This is a genomic window from Pseudomonas sp. TH07 (assembly GCF_016651285.1).
Lineage (GTDB): Bacteria > Pseudomonadota > Gammaproteobacteria > Pseudomonadales > Pseudomonadaceae > Aquipseudomonas.
In genome coordinates this window covers 4,906,890-4,925,557 of sequence record NZ_JAEKED010000001.1, presented here as the reverse complement: position 1 = coordinate 4,925,557, position 18,668 = coordinate 4,906,890, and the positions used below count along the sequence as shown (strand labels likewise).

Genomic DNA, 18,668 nt, shown 5'->3' with positions numbered 1-18,668 from the left:
AATCGGCGCCGATAGTGTTTTGACCCTCGAAACCGAGCGGTACACACACAGTTGAAACACGCCATTTGCGAGGTGAGCAATGGGCACAGTACTACCGGCACGACCTGCACAAACCCTGTATGTCACGATCCGTCGTGATGAATTGCGTCAATTGAAAGCAGAACGCGATCAACTGCAGCAGGAACTCTCGCAACTGCGTCTATTGCTTCAAGGCCAGGGCCAGACCGCCCAGATCACCAGCCTGCACGCACCCTCGCCGAACTGAGTCCCGCCAGCGGACCCAGCATTCAACCTGACGCAGCCCTCTGCGCCACATCGCCGGCGTTATCCCTTGCGGGGATGATGCCGGCAATGACTGCACCCCCCTCATCAGCCGTTCCATCCTCACCGTTCATCGGAACGCGGCGCGCTTTCAGCTCACAAACTTTTCACACCTGAGTGGTGATACTCCGGCCATTGTGGCCGCTCGGTTCAGAGCCGCCCTGGCTCACGGACCGCTCCTGCGTGTCCGCGATAGCAGTGATTAACCGGTTGGAGCGCTCCATGGCATTGTTTAAACGCGGCGACACGTCTGCGAAAGGTTTCGATTGGGCCGGTCTGGGTTGGCTCTTCCTGTTCTTCTGGTACTTTTCCGGCATCACCCAACTGCTGATCCTGCTGACCGACACCTCCGGTTTCGCCGGCTTCCGCCAGGCTTTCATAATGAGCTCGATCTGGCTGGCGCCGGTGCTGCTGTTCCCCGCACGCACCCGCCTGCTCGCCGCCCTGATCGGTATCGTGTTGTGGGCCTGCTCCATGGCCAGCCTCGGCTACTTCTTCATCTATCAGCAGGAATTCTCGCAAAGCGTCATTTTCATCATGTTCGAGTCCAACCCGTCGGAAGCCGGCGAGTACATGACGCAATACTTTGCCTGGTGGATCGTCCTCGCCTTTATCGCCCACACCGCGTTCTCCATTTTCCTCTGGACCCGCTTGCGCCCGGTGTACATGCCCCGTGGCCGGGCCCTGGTCGCGACCACGGCGCTGCTGGTGGCGGTGGTCGGCTACCCGCTGGTCAAGCAGATCGCCCGTTCCGACAGCTTGCGCGGCGGCCTGGAGCGATTCGAAACCCGCATCGAACCCGCCGTGCCGTGGCAGATGGTGGTTGCCTATCGCCGCTACCTGGAACAACTGGACAACATGCAAGGCATGCTGGCCAGCGCAAGCAAGATCGCGCCACTGAAAAACCTGAAGGACGCCTCGGCCGACCTGCCTGCGACCCTGGTGCTGGTCATCGGCGAATCGACCAACCGCCAACGCATGAGTCTCTACGGCTACCCACGCCAGACCACTCCGGAGCTGGACAAGCTCAAGGATCAGCTGGCGGTGTTCGACAACGTGATCACCCCTCGGCCATACACTATTGAAGCCTTGCAACAGGTGCTGACCTTCGCCGACGAAGAGAATCCCGAGCTGTACCTGACCACGCCGTCGGTGGTCAGCGTGATGAAACAGGCTGGCTACAAGACCTACTGGATCACCAACCAGCAGACCATGACCAAGCGCAACACCATGCTCACCACGTTCTCCGAGCAGGCCGACGAGCAGGTGTACCTGAACAACAACCGCAACCAGAACGCCCGCCAGTATGACGGCGATGTGCTCGAGCCCTTCAACAAGGCCCTGGCCGACAAAGCCCCGCGCAAATTCATCGTGGTGCACCTGCTCGGCACCCACATGAGCTACCAGTACCGCTACCCGCCAACCTTCGACAAGTTCACCGACCGCCAGGGCGTGCCCGCCGGCGTGCGCGACGACCAGGTGCCAACCTACAACAGCTACGACAACGCCGTGCTGTACAACGATTTCGTGGTGTCCAGCCTGATCAAGGACTACGCCAAGACCGATCCCAACGGCTTCCTGCTGTACCTGTCCGACCATGGCGAAGACGTCTTTGACTCCGCCGGCCACAACACCCTGGGGCGCAACGAAAGCAAGCCGACCGCGCCGATGTACACCATCCCGTTCATGGCCTGGGCCTCGCCGAAATGGCGGGAAACCCACGACTGGAGCTTTGCCGGCGACCTGGGTCGCCCCTACAGCAGCTCGCAGCTGATTCACACCTGGGCCGACCTGGCCGGCCTCAGCGCCGACGAACTGGACCGCAGCAAGAGCCTGGTCAGCGACAGCTTCAAGCCGCGGCCGCTGCTGATCGGCAACCCTTTCGAGCGCCAGTCCAAGGCCCTGATCGACTTCAGCCTGATGAAACCCAAGCCGCGCACCACGCAAGTGGTCCAGCAGTAACCCCCTCCCAACAAGACGACTCCCGCGAGTCGTCTTGTATCGCCCTCGGGCAAAGATTACGAATATGTAATCAACGGCTCATGCCGGCGTTAACTCCCATTTAATAAACTTCGCACACACTCCGCCCCTATCAGCACTTATCCAGAGATAAGGCGGGCAGCGAACATTGTTAATGGGAAACAACGCATGAAACGTTCAACTTTTATTCTGACCACTTTGATAACGCTTGGCTCGGCCAGTGCCTTTGCCGAAGATGGTTCGGAACGCTCGCAACAGTTCTGGGAGAACTTCCGCGTGAGCCAGCAACAGACTCACGGCACGGTTGAAACCACCGCCTCCAGCGAAACCCCAAAGAACACTATTGAATCTTCAGCCGATAAAACTTCCGCACACACCCCGGACGCTTAAGTTCACACCGTTAAAGCAATGGGCGCCTGACCGGGCGCCTTTCTTGTTGGATGTCACTCACGCCCTTCATTATTGCTATATCCACACCGTTCCCCCCGGAATTAACCATTGGCCTTCACCAACCGATTGTCGGTGCCTGCAAACAGACACGCCTTGATACAACAGCAGGCGCCCCCCCGCCTCGCCAAGCCTCACGCAAACCGTTGATTCAGAGCCATTCCTCTCTTGACCCTAAAGCAGCTACAGGCTTCATTATCCGCCCACCCAAACCCAGGCCAACCTGCCGCCCGAAGCTCCTGCGCGGAGTAATCGAGGGCTGGCCACGGCTTTTTTCTACACCGCTCATATTCAACTTGAGTCATACGAGGAACTATTGATGCGCATCCTGGTTGTCGAAGACGAACCAAAAACCGCTGACTATCTACAACAGGGCCTGACGGAAAGTGGCTATGTCGTCGATTGTGCGGCGAATGGCCAGGATGGCTTGCACTTGATTGATCAGCAGGATTATCAATTGGTGATTCTCGACGTCAACCTGCCACACAAAGATGGTTGGCAAGTGCTGGAACTTATGCGCCGTGAACACAGTACGCGGGTCATCATGTTAACCGCCCGCGGACGCCTGGCGGATAAAGTCCGGGGCCTGGACTTGGGCGCCGATGATTACCTGGTCAAACCTTTCGAGTTCCCCGAGTTGCTGGCCCGAGTTCGTACGTTGCTGCGGCGCAATGAACAATTGACGGCGGTGGACGTATTCCGAGTGGCCGATCTGGAACTTGATCCACGGCGCCACAGAGCCTACCGCGGCAACCGCAGAATCGACCTGACCACCAAGGAATTCACGCTGTTGCATGTTCTGATGCGCCAGGCCGGCGAAGTGCTGACCCGGACCCAGATCATCTCCCAGGTCTGGGACATGAACTTCGATTGCGACACCAACGTGGTCGAGGTCTCCATCAGCCGCCTGCGGGCCAAGATCGACGATGCCAGCGACATCAAGCTGATCCACACCATTCGCGGTGTCGGCTATGTGCTGGAGGTGCGCCAATGAGACCAGGGGCCGGCAAGGCCGGACCGTTGCCGATGCCGGCGAGGCAACCCAGCAGCCTGTCGATGCGCCTGGGGCTGACCGTGAGCCTGATGGGCGCCGGCCTGGTGCTCTTGCTGGCGACCCTGGCCTACCTCGCGCTGACCCACGAACTGGGCAAACTCGCCCGGGAAAGCCTGGACAACAAGCTGACCCAGATCCAGCACAGCCTGACCAGCGACCTCAAGACTGCGGACATCGCCGCCCGCCCCCATTCCCTGCTCGACCTGGTCATGGGCCACGACAACCTGCACTTGCGGATTCTCGCCGTCGATCGCCAGGCGCCGCCCCTGCTCGACATCGGCAGCCAGCCCCTGGAGCCGTTGCCCGCCGCCTTGAACGGCGCCGACAGCCCGGCATTTCTGGATTGGGCGGACAGCCGCGGCCGGCCCCTGCTCAGCGCCTCGCGCCTGCTGCCCCTGGGCAGTGGCGAACAGGTGCGAGTGGTGCTGTCGCTGGATCGGCAAAATGACCAGGCCTTGCTCAGCGCCTACCTGCGCTCGACCGTGATCATCCTGCCGTTGCTGCTGTTGCTGATCGGTATCGGCGCCTGGTGGCTGGTGCAACGCGGGCTGCTGCCGCTCCAGCAATTCAGCCGGGTGGCGGCGCAGATCACTACCCAGGACCTGACCCACCGCCTGTCCCAGGACAACCTGCCGCGGGAGCTGGCGGAACTGGCCCATAGCATCAATTTCATGCTGCACCGCCTGGACGGCGGCGTGCAGCAGCTCGCGCAATTCTCCGATGACCTGGCCCACGAACTGCGCTCGCCCATCACCAACCTGATGGGCAAGGCCCAGGTCACCTTGTCCCGCGAGCGCCCGCCGGAGCAGTACAAGCAGGTGCTGGAGTCGAGCCTCGAGGAACTGGAACGGGTCACCCGGATCGTCAGCGACATGCTGTTCCTGGCCCAGGTCAGCCACCCGGCTTCCCAGGTCAGTTTCCAACCTGTTGCCCTGGAGGAAGAAGCGCGCCGGGTCATGGAACTGTTCGCCCTCAGCGCCGAGGAAAAACACCAGGCTCTGAGCCTGTCCGGCAGCGGCTGGGTACACGGCGACCGGTTGATGATCCAGCGCGCCATTTCCAATCTGCTGTCCAACGCCATCCGCCATGGACCGCGGCAGGCCGCCATCTCGCTGCAGGTGGAAGAACTGGCCGCAGGCGTAGCGCTGACGGTAAGCAACTCCGGGGCCGGGATTGCGCAAGCGCACCTGCCGCACCTGTTCGAGCGCTTCTACCGAGTCGACAGCAGCCGCTCCCGAGCCGAAGGCGGCACCGGGCTGGGCCTGGCGATTGTGCGTTCGATCATGAACCTGCATCAGGGCCAGACCGACGTCAGCAGCCAGCCCGACGGCCTGACCGAGTTCCGCCTGGTGTTCCGGCGTCGCCCGCTGGCCGGGAGCTGAACCGAGCGCTTAGTCGCCCCAGATCAGTGCTTCGGTCCAGCCCAGCTCGGCAAAGTCCGCAGCACGCAACCCGGCCTCGCCGGCGCAGAAAAACTCGTCCAGTTGCGGCGGCGCGACCCGGGTTTCGCTGAGCATGGCGTGCACCTGGCCGCGATGGTGGATCTGGTGCTCGAACAGATGGCTGAGCATGCGCAAGCGGCTGTCGTGCTGCGGCGTCTCCCGGGCGATGGTCACCCTGCGCCCCAGATCGGCGTCCCGCAATTGCGCGCAGTACGCCAGCAGCCGCTGGTCGACGGTGGATTGTGCCTGGCGCAGTTCACCGGCCTCGACGCAGGGCTCGTCGACGTCGAAAAACACATAGCAATCGACCCGTGGCGGCTCGCCGCGAAGCTCCCGTTCAAGGGCATCCACGTAGAACCAGTCGCAGGTCAGGATGTGATTGAGGGTGGCCCTCAAGCTGGGGAAAAAGCTGCTGCGCGGCGCGACCAGTTCGGCCGCGCTCAACTGGCCCCAGGCCTTGGCCAGGCGGTGGTTGGCCCAGGCGTTCTGGTAGGCCATGGTCGACAAGTGGTGGGACAAGGGCTGGTTCACGGCAACACCTCACGGAGCAATGGTAGATCCAGGAGCGGGATCTTCAGCAAAAACGCTGCAACTGCATTTCCTGCAAGCGGCTCAAGGTACGACGGAAGGCAAACTCCAGGTAACCCTCGGTATACAGCTGCTCCAGCGGGACCTGGGCCTCGAGGTACAGCGGCACCTTGCGGTCATAACACTCGTCCACCAGGGCGATAAAGCGCCGCACGCTGTCGTCGTGCACCGACAGCTGGGGCAACTGGCGGTCCCCGGCATCAACCCGCTGCGCGCCATCCTCGGTGCCTCGGGCGATGCGTCCCGGACGCTGCCGGGCGCTGAGGTTGGGCACTTCGCTGAGCAGAATGGCACTGAAGCGGTCGCACAGCGCCATGAAGTCCATGGCCGCGAACGGCGCCTCGCAAAGGTCGGCAAAGCGACACCAGAGCACGGTTTCACTGACCTTGAGCACCGTGACGTTGCGATGCCCCACCGCCAGCACCGCGCTGGATACCGCCTGCCCCGCGCTCAACTGCTCGAACACCGGCCCCAGGGCACTGGGCTCGCCTGCCGCCGTGACCCAGTAGCGTTGCAGGCCGGTGCCCGGGTGCAGGCGATGGTCTTCATCACCATCCACCGAAACCACCTGCATATGCTGCTCGATCGACTGGATCGCCGGCAGGAAACGCTCGCGGTTGAAGCCATCGGCATACAGCTGGGCGGGCGGTTGGTTGGAGGTGCAGACCACCACCACGCCTTCATCGAACATCACCTGGAACAGACGCCCGAGGATGATCGCATCACCGATGTCGTTGACAAACAACTCGTCAAAACACAGCACCCGCACCTCGGCGCTGAGTTCCCGGGCCAGCGCCTGCAAAGGGTCGGCGGTGCCGGTCAGCTGGAATGAGCGCTGGTGGACCCAGCCCATGAAGTGGTGAAAATGCTGACGCCGCGCCGGCACCCTGAGGCTCTGGTAGAACTGGTCCATCAGCCAGGTCTTGCCGCGCCCCACCGGCCCCCATAGGTACACCCCGGTAATCGGCGCCTGGCCCTGGTGCAGGGCCTGGTGGCACTGTTCCAGGGCCTGCACCGCGCGCAATTGCGCCGGGTCGGCGACAAATCCTTGCTCCAGGGCATGCTGATAGGCGCTGAGGGGGGAATCAAAAGGCATGGGGCGAACGATCCGGGCAAAGAGCGCGCAGTATGCCACGCCGCTGGCGCCTGCCACTGCCGGGCGGCGCCTAGAGAGAGATGTCCAGGCGGCAGATCTTGCCCTGGGGATCGAGCCGGAACACGTAGCGCAACACCAGCGGGCTGCCGGGAAACGCACCCCAGACCAGGTTGTCGAGCAGCACCTTGCCGGTGCGCTGCTGCACCGCCTGCACTTGCAGGCGCGGCTGGTAACGCTGGGCGCAGTCGGCCATCCAGTGCGCGATGTCCTGGGTGCCGACACGCTGCCGGCCTTCATCGAATACCGTCGCGTCCTCGGCGAAGAAACTGGTCACTGCCGAACTGTCGCGGGCGTTGGCGGCGGCGATGTAGGCAGCGATCGCCGGGGCGAGTACGGGGGCGGTGCTGGGCATGCGTGAAGCTCCTTGTGAGTGAAGTCAGGCGCCATGCTAATGGCCCCCTGCGTCAGTTCTTGTCAGGAGTGAAGCGCCCGTGTTCATCCAGCTGCATCAGCGTGCGCCAGGTGCGCAACAGGTCACTGCGCCGACCGGGGTAGACCTCTCCCCGAGCGCTGACCGCGAGGATGCGGTCGGTGCGAAAGGTCCGATAAGCCCCGCGCAACTCGCACCAGGCGACTATCACCCGCGCCTCGTTCATAAACCCCAGGGCCAGGGGCCAGATCAGCCGCTGGCTGGAGACCTGCTTGGCGTCGGCGTAGTCCAGATGCAGTTTGGCCTGTTCGCGAATGGCCTGGCGAAACACATCCAGCGGCACCACGTTTTCCGGGTAGGCGCAGGCCGACGGCCCGGGCATGACCGTGGGGTTGCGCAAGGCCTCCTGGGCCGCCGGGGTCAAGACGGCGGCAATCTTGGCCAGGGCATTGGCGGCGGCCTTGCCCAGCACATCATCGCCGCGCTGATCGACATACCGCAGGCCCAGCACAATGGCTTCGGTCTCGTCGGCATTGAGCATCAACGGCGGCAGGAACAAGCCGCTGCGCAGCACATAACCGATGCCCGCCTCGCCATACACCGGGGCGCCCAGGGCCGTCAGCTCGGCGATATCGCGGTACAAGGTGCGCTCGGAGACTTCCAGCTCCCGCGCCAGGACCGCGGCCGTCACCGGACGGCTCTTGCCACGCAGGACTTGCAGCAGGGTAAGTAAACGACTGGTTCGCGACACCGCAGCAGCCTCCACACAAAAGAGCCGCGCAGCTTAGCAGAGGCCCCTGTCAGAAACTGTCAGGAGCCGCCGGCCTGTTGCTGGAGATGCGCGGTATCCACCCTGTAGCCGCTGCCGAGGCACGAGGCTGCGCTGGCCCTGACCGACGCCCGGGATGCCAGGGAGTTTGCGGTGTTGATGGGGGCCAGCGCAGCCTGCGGCAGCGGCGACAGGGGTTAATACGCCATTGACCACCCGAGGGTGTAGGTGCGGCCTCGGCCCTGGTAGTCATAGAGGTACGCCGGGCCGTAGGCCGGTGAGTAGAACAGTGTCGCGCGCTGGCCCCAGACCGTGCTGTATTGCTTGTCCAACAGGTTCTGGATCCCGGCGCTGAAGGTGCCGAAGCCGGTGTCATGACTGCCCAGCAGGTCGAAGGTGGTGTAGCCGTTGATGGTGTGGTCGGCGTCATCCTTGAGGGTGAACGCGTGGTTGCCTTGCAGACGGGCGCTGCTGCGGTCGCCCTTCCAGCCCACGAACGCCGTGGACTTGGACAACGAGGCATAGCGCGCATCTCGCTTGATCCAGTCGCCGTTCTTGTCCTCTTCTTCCGAACGCACCAGGTGCAGGGTGCTGCCAGCTTCCCAGCCGCTGGCGAAGTGGCGGGTCAAGGCGCCTTCAAACCCGTAGTCGCGGCTCTTCTGGTCGATCACATCAATGGTCAGGGTGGCGCTGTCGGTGGTGATGACCTTATCCGACCAGATGTAGTACAGCGCCGCCTGGGCATCCCAGTCGCTGTCCGAATAACGCCAGCCGGTCTCCACCTGGCGGCTCTTGATCCCGGCCAGGGGGTTGTCGTCGACGCTCAAGCCCGGCTTGCCGTAGAACTTGGCCGGGTCCGGCAGATCGAAACCCTCGCCGTAGTTGATCCAGGTCTGATGCCCATTCTTGAAGTCGTAGATGGCCCCGATGTTGTACAGGCTCACTTCATAGTCATTGCTGCCGCCCGGCACGTTCTTGAACTGGCCGACATCCACATCCATTTTCTGCCGCCGCGCACCGCCGGACACCGTCAGGTTGTCCGTGGCGTGCCAGTCCAGTTGGGCATAGCCGGAGAGCCCGTCAACCCGGTAGCTGGGATAGCGCGGCGCCTTGCTCAAGGTATCGAGGTCGAGGCCACCGGTGGCGGACGAGGTCTGGGAGTTGAACACGCTCTGCTCGGCGTTGAAACGCTCGCGGTCCAGGTCCACGCCATAGGTCAGCTTGAACGCGCTCCACTCCTTGACCAGCAGAGCCTTTAGGCTGCTGACCTCGAAGTTCTGCTGCGAGGCAGCAAAATACACGCCCTTGGAGCCTGTGGGGTTGGCCGCGTTGTAATAGGGGAACGGGTAGAAGTTGTCGTCTTCCTTGCGGTAGGAGCCTTGCAGATAGAAGTCCTGACCGCCCAGCACATCGTCGTAGTGGTAGCTGGCATTGAGCAGCAGGCGCTTGGTGCGTGGCTGCAGATCGGTGGAGTAGCCGCCGCGCAATTGCGCGTCCTCCAGGTCCGAAGGCTTCTGGTAGCTGAGGTTCGGAAAGTAGATACCGGTGCCGCCATGGTTGCCGGAGTCGTAGTACTGGGCCAGCAGGTCAAGGCCCTGGGCCTCGTTGAATTGCAGCGCCAGGCTGCCCATCAGGTCGACGGTGCGGTTGTATTGCAGGTCGGTCTGGGTGTTGTCGATGAAGATCTGGTTGCCGGAACCGTCGTAGAACGCCTCGTTCTGTTCGGCGGCGACCGCCAGTCGGCCGTTGATGCGCTCGTTGCCGCCGCTGACCGACTGCGCGATACGGGTCGACAGGTCATCGCTGTTGTTGAAGCCGCTGCTGGCCCCGACCTGGGTTTCAAACTGCGCCGCCCCCGCCTCGCCCTTCTTGGTCACGATATTGATGATGCCGCCGGTGGCGCCGCCACCGTAGATGGCGCTGGCGCCGGAGAGCACTTCCACCCGCTCGACGTTGAACGGAGAAATGCTGTCGAACTGCCGGGACAGCCCACGGGAGCTGTTCTGGCTGACACCGTCGATCATCACCAGCACGTTGCGCCCGCGCATGTTCTGGCCGTAGTTGGTGCGTCCCTCGGGCGCCAGGTCGAGGCCCGGCACCAGCTTGCCGATGGCTTCCTTGAGGCTGACCCCGGTCTGCAATTGTTCGCGCAGTTGGGTCTGGTCGACCACCCATACGGTGCCGGGGATTTCACTGATGGCGGTGCTGGTGCGCGAGGCGACGCTGACCTGGATCGGCTTGAGGTTGAGGCTCGCTGCCGGCGCCGTGGCGCGGCGCAGGATCACCGTGCGCGGGTCGCTGAACGCCCAGCTCATGCCGCTGCCGGCCAGCAGGCGTTGCAGGGCCTGGGCCACGCTCAGCTCGCCATTCAACGCCTCGGCTTGCAGGCCCTCGACATCGGCGGTGGTGTACAAGAGGCGCAACCCGGCCTGGTCGGCAAAGCCGGTCAGGGCCTGGTCCAGGGCTTGGGCGGGCAATGCCAGGTTGACCCGGCGCTCTTCGGCGCTGTGGCTGGGGGCGACGGCGTCCTGGGCCTGAACCAGCAGCGGGCTGCACAGCCCGGCAATGATGGCCTGAGCCAGGAGTGTACGGCGCACCAGGGCCTTGGCCCGGACCTGTGTCGACTGCTTGAACATACCTTTCACGACTGTTTTCCCGCCCCGTTTGAATACGTCAATGAGAATGATTTTCTTCTCGTTCTCACTACGACGATTTCGCCAGCCGGAACTTGCAACGGCCCAGCGAAAAAAATTCAAATCAGTGCAGGACCGCCAGCCATGGCAGGTACGTGACCTTTAGCGGGTAGCGCTGTTCGAGGGTGCGCAGCAGCCCTTGCGGATCGTTCAGATCAAATACCCCGCTGACCGGCAGAGCCGCCAGTTGCGCATCGGAAATCACGATCCGCCCATGCTGATAGCGCTCCAACTCGCCAATCACCTCCCCCAGCGGCCGGCCATTGAAGATCAGCTTGCCGCGCTGCCAGGCCGTGAGGCTGGCGGCATCCACCTTCTGCTGGGCCAGCAGGGGCTGGCCGGCTCGGTGCTGCAGGCGCTGATCGGCCTGCAACAGCATTGGCTGATGGTCGCCGCTGAACTGCACCTGGCCGCTCCTGACCACCACCGTCAGGTCGCCACCGTCGCGGCGCACACTGAAACTGCTGTCGGTGCCTTGCAGGCGCTCGTCGCCGGCGCTCACCACAAACGGCCGCTGCCGGTCGGGTGCCGGCTCGAACAGTGCCTCGCCGGCCCGCAGGATGACCTTGCGCTCGCTGGCCGTGTAGGCCACCGACAAGGCACTGGCACTGTTGAGGGTGACTGTGGAGCCATCGTCCAGGGTCAGGGTCTGCTGCTGGCCGACACTGGTGTGGTAGTCGGCGCTCAAGGCCGGCCACTGTTGCCAGCCGGTGACCCCGGCAACGGCGACCAGCACCGAAGCCGCCAGGGCCGGCCACCAACGCCGTGGCCGTCGTGGCACTTGAGCCTGGGCCCGCAGCTCGCTCGCCGCCGCGGTCATGCCGAGGTCGGCCCACAGTTGCTGCGCCTCGTCGGCGGCCGCGGCGTGGGCCGAGCTGGTCAGGCGCCATTGCTGATAGGCCATGCGCTGGGCGGCGCTGGCCTGGCCCGAGTTGAGCAGCACCAGCCAGTCGACGGCGGCGTCTTCGAGGCTGTCGTCAGGCTCGGGAATCGGGGACTGGGTCATGGGCAGGTCGGCGGCTGAGGGAGAAGGATCATGCATGATTGTGCTTGAGCCAGTCGCGGCAATGGCGCAGGGCCTGGCCGATGTATTTTGCCACCATGCTCTCGGAAACGCCCAGCCGAACTGCGATCTGGGCCTGGGTCAGGCCCTCGATACGGTTGAGCAGCAAGGCCTGCCGGGCATTGGCCGAGAGCAATTGCAGGGCGTCGTCGAGCAGCGCCAGACGCTCCTTGGCCAGCAGCACCGCCTCGGGCGCCGGGTCGACGGCCTCGGCATGCTCCTGGCCGTCACTGTGATTGGCCGCCAGGCGCTGCTCACGGCGCAAGGTGTCAATGGCCAGGTTGCCGGCCACGCGAAAGATAAAGCTGCGGTCGTTGTGCACCGCCACCGTCTGATCGACCTTGAGCAGCTTGAGGTAGGTTTCCTGAGCAACATCGGCCGCACGCTGGCGATCACTCATGCGCCGGGTGAGAAACTTCAGCAGGTCGTCGTAGTGCTCCTGAAAACTCAGCAGCAGGCTGGGCGTGGGCAGCATCGAGGGGCGGTCCGGGGGTCGGGGGCCGGATTATTCCATAACGGCAAATGAGAAACAGTATCTTTCGTATCCTTTCGAAGTTGTGCCTTTGCCGCTATTTACGCTTCTGACTGCGGCGCCTTTCTGGCATCCTGCGCCTCCTTTTTCTGACCGGTTCGCAGGTTTTGCCTGGCGCAATCCTTTCGCAAACCAAGTCCCGTCCACTTTCCGGCGTGTGCTCCCTGTACCGACACGCCATTGGCAGGCCTTTTCATGACCGCACCTGATCGCATCCCTCGCTACAAGTCCGACCTGATCTATGGCCTGGACGACCGCCCGCATTTCAGCGCGGCCATCTTCGCCGCGTTGCAGCATGTGCTGGCCAGTTTTGTCGGCATCATCAGCCCGACCCTGATTTTCGGCGGGGTGCTCGGCCTGCACGAAGAAACCCCCTACCTGATCAGCATGGCGCTGTTCGTCTCCGGCCTGGGTACCTTTGTCCAGGCCCGGCGCCTGGGCCCTATCGGCTCCGGTTTACTGTGCGTGCAGGGCACCAGTTTTTCCTTTATCAGCGTGCTGCTCAGCGCCGGTTTCATGGTCAAGGGCCGTGGCGGCAGCAATGAAGAGATTCTCTCGACCATCTTCGGCATCTGCTTCTGCGCGGCCTTTATCGAGATGTTCCTCAGCCAGTTCATCGGCAAGCTGCGCAAGCTGATCACCCCGGTGGTCACCGGCACCATCATCACTCTGATGGGCCTGTCACTGATCAAGGTCGCGGTCACCGACATGGCCGGCGGCTTCGGCGCGCCGGACCTGGGCGCGGCCAGCAACCTGGGGCTGGCAGCACTGGTGCTGCTGACCATCGTCATCCTCAACCGCTTCAACCACCCGATGCTGCGCCTGGGCTCGATCGTCATCGGCCTGACCCTGGGCTTCGTCGTCGCCTGGATGCTGGGCCGGGTCGACATGGCCAGCCTGCCCGACGTGCCCCTGGTCAGCGTGCCGGTGCCGTTCAAGTACGGCTTCTCGTTCGACCTGATCGCCTTTATCCCGCTAGCAGTGATCTTCCTGATTTCGCCGCTGGAGGCGGCCGGCGACCTGACCGCCAACTCGATGATTTCCCAGCAGCCGGTCAAGGGTCCGCTGTACATCAAGCGCATCAAGTCCGGGCTGCTGGCTGACGGCTTCAACTCGATGGTGGCGGCGGTGTTCAACAGCTTGCCGATGGTGACCTTTGCCCAGAACAACGGGGTGATCCAACTGACCGGCGTGGCCAGCCGCTACGTGGCCTACTTTATTGCCGGGCTGCTGGTGCTGCTCGGGCTGTTCCCGATGATCGGCGCGGTGCTGCAACTGATGCCCAAGCCGGTCCTCGGCGGCGCCACCTTGATCATGTTCGGCACCGTGGCGGTAGCCGGGATCAAGATCCTCGCCGAAGCCGGCCTGCATCGGCGCAACGTGCTGATCGTGGCGATTTCCCTGGGCATGGGCCTGGGCGTGGCAGCGGTGCCGGAAGTGTTGCGCGAGCTGCCCAAGGCGCTGCACAACATCTTTGAATCGCCGATCACCGTGGGCGCCTTCTGCGCCATTTTCCTGAATATCTTCCTGCCGGAAGAGTTCATGGAACTGGAAGAAGACGAGTTCGACCCCGAGGCGGCAACCCTCAAGGTCATGCAGGACCCGGACATGAGCGCCAAAGCGAACTCCTGAGGTCAGCGGACGTCTACAGCGGGGGGCGACCGCCCCCTGTATGTCCTCCAACCTGACGGGTACCCCATGCGCAGATTGATCGCTTTGTCCCTGGTGCTGCTCAGCCTGAGCGCCTGTGCCCTGTTCCCCAATCGCGACCCGCTGAACATCAATGTGGTGGGCATCGAGCCCCTGCCCAGCCAGGATCTGGAGATGCGTTTCGCGGTCAAGCTGCGCCTGCAGAACCCCAACGAAACCGCGATCGACTACAACGGCGTGGCCCTGGACCTGGACGTCAACGGCCGGCCCCTGGCCTCGGGGGTCAGTGACCAGCACGGCAGCATTGGGCGCTTCTCGGAAGAGGTGCTGGTGGTGCCGGTCAGCGTCTCGGCGTTTTCCGTGCTGCGCCAGACATTGGGCTTGAGCCAGAACCAGAATGTCGACAACCTGCCCTACACCCTGCGCGGCAAACTGGCCGGCGGCCTGTTCGGCACCCTACGTTTTGTCGACCACGGCACCCTGAGCCTGCCCAATGCCGCCAATGGCACCTGGTGAGGCAACCTGTTTTCAATAGGCACTCTTCAGTGTTCACTCTGACCAGCGCAGCCGCATGCCTCGGCAGCGGCTACGGGATCAGAACACTGACCAGCCGATGCGCTGGCTCAGCAGTTCCAGGGCCGCCATGCCGACCAGGGAGTTGCCGGCGGCGTTGAGTTCCGGGGACCACACGCACACGGTGAATTGCCCCGGCACCACGGCGACTATGCCGCCGCCCACCCCGCTCTTGCCCGGCAGGCCGACGCGATAGGCAAAGTTGCCGGCCTCGTCATACAGGCCGCTGGTGGCCATGATCGAGTTCACCTGCTGGGTCTGGCGCGCGGTGAGGATGGCCTCGCCGCTGTGCTTGCAAAAGCCGTCGTTGGCCAGGAAACAGAACGCCCGGGCCAGGTCGACGCAGCTCATGCGCAGCGCGCAATGGCTGAAGTAGCTGCGCAGCACCGCCTCGACATCGTTGTGGAAGTTGCCGAAGGACTGCATCAGGTAGGCCATGGCCGCATTGCGGGCGCGGTGCTGGTACTCGGAGTCGGCCACCTTGCCGTCGACCATCACCTGCAGGTTGCCCGACAGACGCCGCACGAAATCACGCATCGACAGGGCCGGCGCGGCAAACCGTGACTGATTGATGTCGCAAATCACCAGTGCCCCGGCGTTGATAAACGGGTTGCGCGGGCGCCCACGCTCGAACTCCAGCTGCACCAGGGAATTGAACGGCTGCCCCGAAGGTTCATGCCCCAGCCGCTCCCAGATCGCCTCGCCGGAATGACCGATGGCCTGCACCAGGCTGAACACCTTGGAAATGCTCTGCACCGAAAACGGCGTGTCGGCATCGCCGGCGCTGAACACCTGGCCGTCGTTGCCATACACGGCAATCCCCAGCTGGTTGGCCGGCACGTCGGCCAGGGCCGGGATGTAATTGGCGACTTTCCCCTGGCCAATCAGTGGCCGAACTTGGTCGAGGATTTCGTTCAACAGCGCTTGCATCGTCAGGCTCGCAATCTCTGGCCCCGAACCGCTGCGGGGCTGTGCTTGCTAGACGCCCGACAACCGCCGCGCAGCACAGTTACGGCCCACACCTGACACAGGTCACCTCCCCCCTGGCGCGATGCGAGTAGGCTGCGTGACCGTAAAAACCGTTGCCACAACCGTGCCCTCGACCGCTCACAGCGGCTGCTCGCCGATGCTGGCCAGTCAATGAGTGCACCCGGCGCAGCGGCACCATCGCCGGAAAACCGGTGTCTACAGAGGCGAAGCGCGTTGAAACCCTGGCATTGCATCCTTGGTATTTTGCTGATCACCAGCATCACCGTCCTGATCGAAATCCCCAGCAGCACTTGGCTCACCTCCGCCAGCCTGAGCCTGATTCTCGGGGCCTCGGCGCTGGCGTACATGGCCACCTCGTGCCTGCTGGCCAGCCGCTGGCGCTGGGTCGAGTGGCTGTTCGGTGGCCTCGACCGGGTGTATGAAGCGCATAAGTGGCTGGGGATCTGGGCGCTGGTGTTTGCCAGCTACCACTTTGTGTTCAAGGCCAACCTGGACCTGTGGAACAGCGTGCCCATCATCGAGTGGCCCAAGTACTGGACGCGCCTGGTGCGCCAGCTCAGTTATGTGGCCCTGGGCCTGATTGTGCTGCTGGCGTTGAACCGCAATATTCCCTATCGCTTGTGGCGCTGGTGGCACAAGCTCTCCGGCCCGCTGTTCGTGATCGTCATCCTGCATTGGCTGAGCTTCAAATCGCCGATTGCCCTGAACAACCCATCGGGCCTGTGGCTGACTTTGCTTTGCGGCCTGGGGCTGCTCGGTGCGTTGTACAAGCTGTTGCTCTACCCAGTGCTGGCCAAGGCCGGCGAATACACCGTGAGCGCCGTGTCGGCGCACAAACACTCCCTGCACCTGGAGCTGACGCCTGTGCAGCACGGCTTTGCGTTCAAGGCCGGGCAGTTCGCCTTTCTTGCGCTCAAGGAAAAGGGCCTGCGCGAGCCCCATCCGTTCACCATTGCCAGCGCCCATGCCAGCGATGGGCGTATCGAGTTCGTGATCCGCGCCCTGGGCGACTACACGCAAAAGCTGCGCGACCAGGTCAAGGTCGGCATGCTCGCGGATGTCTATGCGCCTTATGGACAGTTCAAGCGCCAGGTCGATGCACCACGGGAAATCTGGGTCGCGGGCGGGGTTGGCATCTCGCCGTTTATCGCCTGGCTGCAAGACGATGCCAGCGAACGCCTGGATAACACGACCCTGGTGTATTGCTTCAATCCCTCACGCGCGTTTCCCACTGCCGAACAGCTGCAAAGCATGGCCGAGCAACGCGGCGTGCGCTTTGTTGGTCAGGATGGCGGGGGCGATCAACTGTCCGAGACCTTCAAGCACGCCGTAGCGCAAACCGACCCACAACAGATCCAGATCAGCTTTTGCGGGCCCAAGGGCTTGCTGGAGCGCGTCCGCGAGCTGATGCGCGAACAGGCGATCCCCGAGGGCAATCTGCATTACGAGCTGTTCGAGTTCCGCTGAAACCTCCCGCGCTCAAGGACGAGCCGGCTCGCGCAGGGCCAGCCACACCGCCACGGCCGAGACCAGGGTGATGCCGATCAGCACCCGCAGCAATTGGCCGAAGGCCTCCACATACAGCTGCAACAGGGCACCGCGCCCGACCTCCGGCAGCAGCGCACTGCTGGCCTGCAGGTTGCCGTTGGCCAGTTGCTGCGCGGCCAGGGGAATCTGCGCGGCGTCCACCAGCGCCGCGCCGAGGGAGTGCTGCAGCAGCCCGGCCAGCAATGCCACCACCAGGGCCAGGGCAATGCCCTCACCCGCCACCCGGGTGGTGCTGAAGATGCCGGTGGCCATCCCGGCACGCTCCTTGGGCACCACACTGACCGACAAGCCATCCATCAGGCCCCAGGGCAAACCCGCCCCAAGGCCAATCAACAGCATCGGCAGCACGTTGGCCGTGGGCTGCCCCACGCCTACCCGGCTCAGCAGATACAGGCCGAAGGCGGCAATCAGCAGGCCGGCGCTGCACAGCACGCGACTACTGACCCAGCGCGTCAGCCACGCCGCCAGCAACGGCACCACCAGCATCGGCGCCGACAGGGCCATCATCATCAGCCCGGCCTCGATCTCGCTGTAGCCTTCAACCCCGATGAAGCGGATCGGCAGCAGAATCAGCAGCACCACAAAGCAGTAGCAGGTGGCGATCGGCAACACCTGCACCCCGACAAAACGCGGGTAGCGAAACAGCGACAGATCAAGCATCGGCCGCTGGACCCGCGACTCGATCGCGACAAACCCCAGCAGCGCCAGCAACGAGCCCCACAGCAGGCTTTGCACCAGCACACTGCCCCAGCCACTTTGCGGCGCCTGCAGAACGCCCCAAGTAAACAGCACCAGCGCTGCGGTAAAACTCAGGGTGCCGGGCCAATCGACACCGGCGGCGTCCGGGTCACGGGACTCGTGCATGCGCGGCACGCCAAACAGCAGCGACAGCCCGCCAATCAAGGTGCCGCTGATAAAGATCGCGCGCCAGCCGTAGTGCTCGATCAGCACCCCGGCCAGGAGCGGCCCGAATGCCAGACCGACGCCAAAGGTGGTGCCCAGCAGGCTGAAGGCACGGGTGCGGGCGCGGCCTTCGAACTCCTGGGCCAGGGCCGCCGAACCGCCGGCCAGGGCTGCAGCGCCCGCCAGCCCTTGCAACGCCCGCAGGCCATCGAGCCACAGCACCGACGGGGCAAAGGCCAGCACCAGGGACGTCAGGGCAAACAGACCGACACCCAGGCTGAACACCCGCTTGCGGCCGTACTCGTCGGCCAGGGTCCCGGCGGCCATCAGCGCACTGCCGAAGGTCAGCATAAAGGCGTTGGTCACCCAGCTCAGGGCCATGGGGCTGCCACCCAGCTCGCGGGCAATGGCCGGGGTGGCCACGGCCACGCCGACAAAGGTCAGGGGCAGTATCAGCGCCGCCAGGCACACCGCCGCCAGCACGCCATAGGCACGGCTGGCAGGGGTGGCGGCCTGGAAGGCGGCGGGCAGATCGATTTCAGGGTTCATCAGGACCTCGAACAGGCAAAAGCCACAGCGGACAGGGGTG

At 63.7% G+C, this 18,668-nt stretch carries 16 protein-coding genes and 1 pseudogene; 8 read left to right on the top strand and 9 right to left on the bottom strand.

Features of this window, described 5'->3' with window-relative positions; translation table 11 throughout:
- Positions 1 to 79 precede the first annotated feature (79 nt).
- The 5 genes from JFU57_RS22545 (at position 80) to JFU57_RS22525 (ending at position 5,184) form a co-directional block, all read left to right on the top strand.
- Entirely contained in the window at positions 80 to 265 is a 186-nt protein-coding gene (locus JFU57_RS22545) for a DUF6026 family protein (RefSeq protein WP_043229767.1), read from the top strand.
- Between the two features lie 278 nt (positions 266 to 543).
- Positions 544 to 2,283 (top strand): phosphoethanolamine transferase CptA, encoded by a 1,740-nt coding sequence (locus tag JFU57_RS22540; protein ID WP_201130830.1) that lies wholly within the window; start codon positions 544 to 546, stop codon positions 2,281 to 2,283.
- A 186-nt stretch (positions 2,284 to 2,469) separates the two neighbouring features.
- The gene (locus JFU57_RS22535) at positions 2,470 to 2,691 is read left to right on the top strand and encodes a hypothetical protein (protein ID WP_078472167.1); all 222 of its coding nucleotides are present in this window, start codon (positions 2,470 to 2,472) and stop codon (positions 2,689 to 2,691) included.
- A 376-nt stretch (positions 2,692 to 3,067) separates the two neighbouring features.
- Complete coding sequence (locus JFU57_RS22530) at positions 3,068 to 3,742, top strand: heavy metal response regulator transcription factor (protein WP_078472166.1); 675 nt, start codon at positions 3,068 to 3,070, stop codon at positions 3,740 to 3,742.
- Positions 3,739 to 5,184, top strand: a complete 1,446-nt coding sequence (locus JFU57_RS22525; protein ID WP_201130829.1) for a heavy metal sensor histidine kinase — start codon at positions 3,739 to 3,741, stop codon at positions 5,182 to 5,184. The genes JFU57_RS22530 and JFU57_RS22525 overlap by 4 nt, the downstream gene beginning before the upstream one ends.
- 9 nt (positions 5,185 to 5,193) lie before the next feature.
- Here the strand turns inward: JFU57_RS22525 and JFU57_RS22520 are convergent, their stop codons facing one another.
- The 7 genes and pseudogenes from JFU57_RS22520 to JFU57_RS22490 form a co-directional block, all read right to left on the bottom strand.
- Positions 5,194 to 5,775, bottom strand: coding sequence for a DinB family protein (locus JFU57_RS22520; protein WP_078472164.1), 582 nt, complete (start codon positions 5,773 to 5,775; stop codon positions 5,194 to 5,196).
- Between the two features lie 43 nt (positions 5,776 to 5,818).
- Positions 5,819 to 6,928, bottom strand: a complete 1,110-nt coding sequence (gene zapE / locus JFU57_RS22515; RefSeq protein WP_201130828.1) for a cell division protein ZapE — start codon at positions 6,926 to 6,928, stop codon at positions 5,819 to 5,821.
- A 70-nt stretch (positions 6,929 to 6,998) separates the two neighbouring features.
- Positions 6,999 to 7,340, bottom strand: coding sequence for a nuclear transport factor 2 family protein (locus JFU57_RS22510; RefSeq protein WP_201130827.1), 342 nt, complete (start codon positions 7,338 to 7,340; stop codon positions 6,999 to 7,001).
- A gap of 52 nt (positions 7,341 to 7,392) precedes the next feature.
- Positions 7,393 to 8,109, bottom strand: a complete 717-nt coding sequence (locus tag JFU57_RS22505) for a helix-turn-helix transcriptional regulator (RefSeq protein WP_078472161.1) — start codon at positions 8,107 to 8,109, stop codon at positions 7,393 to 7,395.
- A gap of 215 nt (positions 8,110 to 8,324) precedes the next feature.
- The gene (locus JFU57_RS22500; RefSeq protein WP_078472160.1) at positions 8,325 to 10,763 is read right to left on the bottom strand and encodes a TonB-dependent siderophore receptor; all 2,439 of its coding nucleotides are present in this window, start codon (positions 10,761 to 10,763) and stop codon (positions 8,325 to 8,327) included.
- Positions 10,764 to 10,884: 121 nt separating this feature from the next.
- Positions 10,885 to 11,826 carry a FecR family protein gene (locus tag JFU57_RS22495; RefSeq protein WP_201130826.1) on the bottom strand — a complete coding sequence of 314 codons (942 nt, stop codon included), beginning with the start codon at positions 11,824 to 11,826 and terminating at the stop codon, positions 10,885 to 10,887.
- A gap of 40 nt (positions 11,827 to 11,866) precedes the next feature.
- A pseudogene (locus tag JFU57_RS22490) lies at positions 11,867 to 12,358 on the bottom strand (RNA polymerase sigma factor); the annotation flags it as partial.
- A gap of 252 nt (positions 12,359 to 12,610) precedes the next feature.
- Here JFU57_RS22490 and JFU57_RS22485 point away from each other — a divergent pair.
- A complete protein-coding gene (locus JFU57_RS22485) occupies positions 12,611 to 14,047 on the top strand; it encodes a nucleobase:cation symporter-2 family protein (protein WP_078472157.1) in 1,437 nt (478 codons plus the stop codon).
- A 66-nt stretch (positions 14,048 to 14,113) separates the two neighbouring features.
- Complete coding sequence (locus JFU57_RS22480) at positions 14,114 to 14,581, top strand: LEA type 2 family protein (RefSeq protein WP_201130824.1); 468 nt, start codon at positions 14,114 to 14,116, stop codon at positions 14,579 to 14,581.
- Between the two features lie 78 nt (positions 14,582 to 14,659).
- On the opposite strand, the gene glsB is transcribed toward JFU57_RS22480, so the two are convergent.
- Entirely contained in the window at positions 14,660 to 15,568 is a 909-nt protein-coding gene (gene glsB / locus JFU57_RS22475; RefSeq protein WP_020298136.1) for a glutaminase B, read from the bottom strand.
- Between the two features lie 273 nt (positions 15,569 to 15,841).
- On the opposite strand from glsB, the gene JFU57_RS22470 reads away from it, so the two are divergent.
- Positions 15,842 to 17,095 (top strand): ferredoxin reductase family protein, encoded by a 1,254-nt coding sequence (locus JFU57_RS22470; protein WP_201130823.1) that lies wholly within the window; start codon positions 15,842 to 15,844, stop codon positions 17,093 to 17,095.
- Between the two features lie 12 nt (positions 17,096 to 17,107).
- Here the strand turns inward: JFU57_RS22470 and JFU57_RS22465 are convergent, their stop codons facing one another.
- Positions 17,108 to 18,628 carry an MFS transporter gene (locus JFU57_RS22465; RefSeq protein ID WP_201130822.1) on the bottom strand — a complete coding sequence of 507 codons (1,521 nt, stop codon included), beginning with the start codon at positions 18,626 to 18,628 and terminating at the stop codon, positions 17,108 to 17,110.
- Between the last annotated feature and the right edge of the window lie 40 nt (positions 18,629 to 18,668).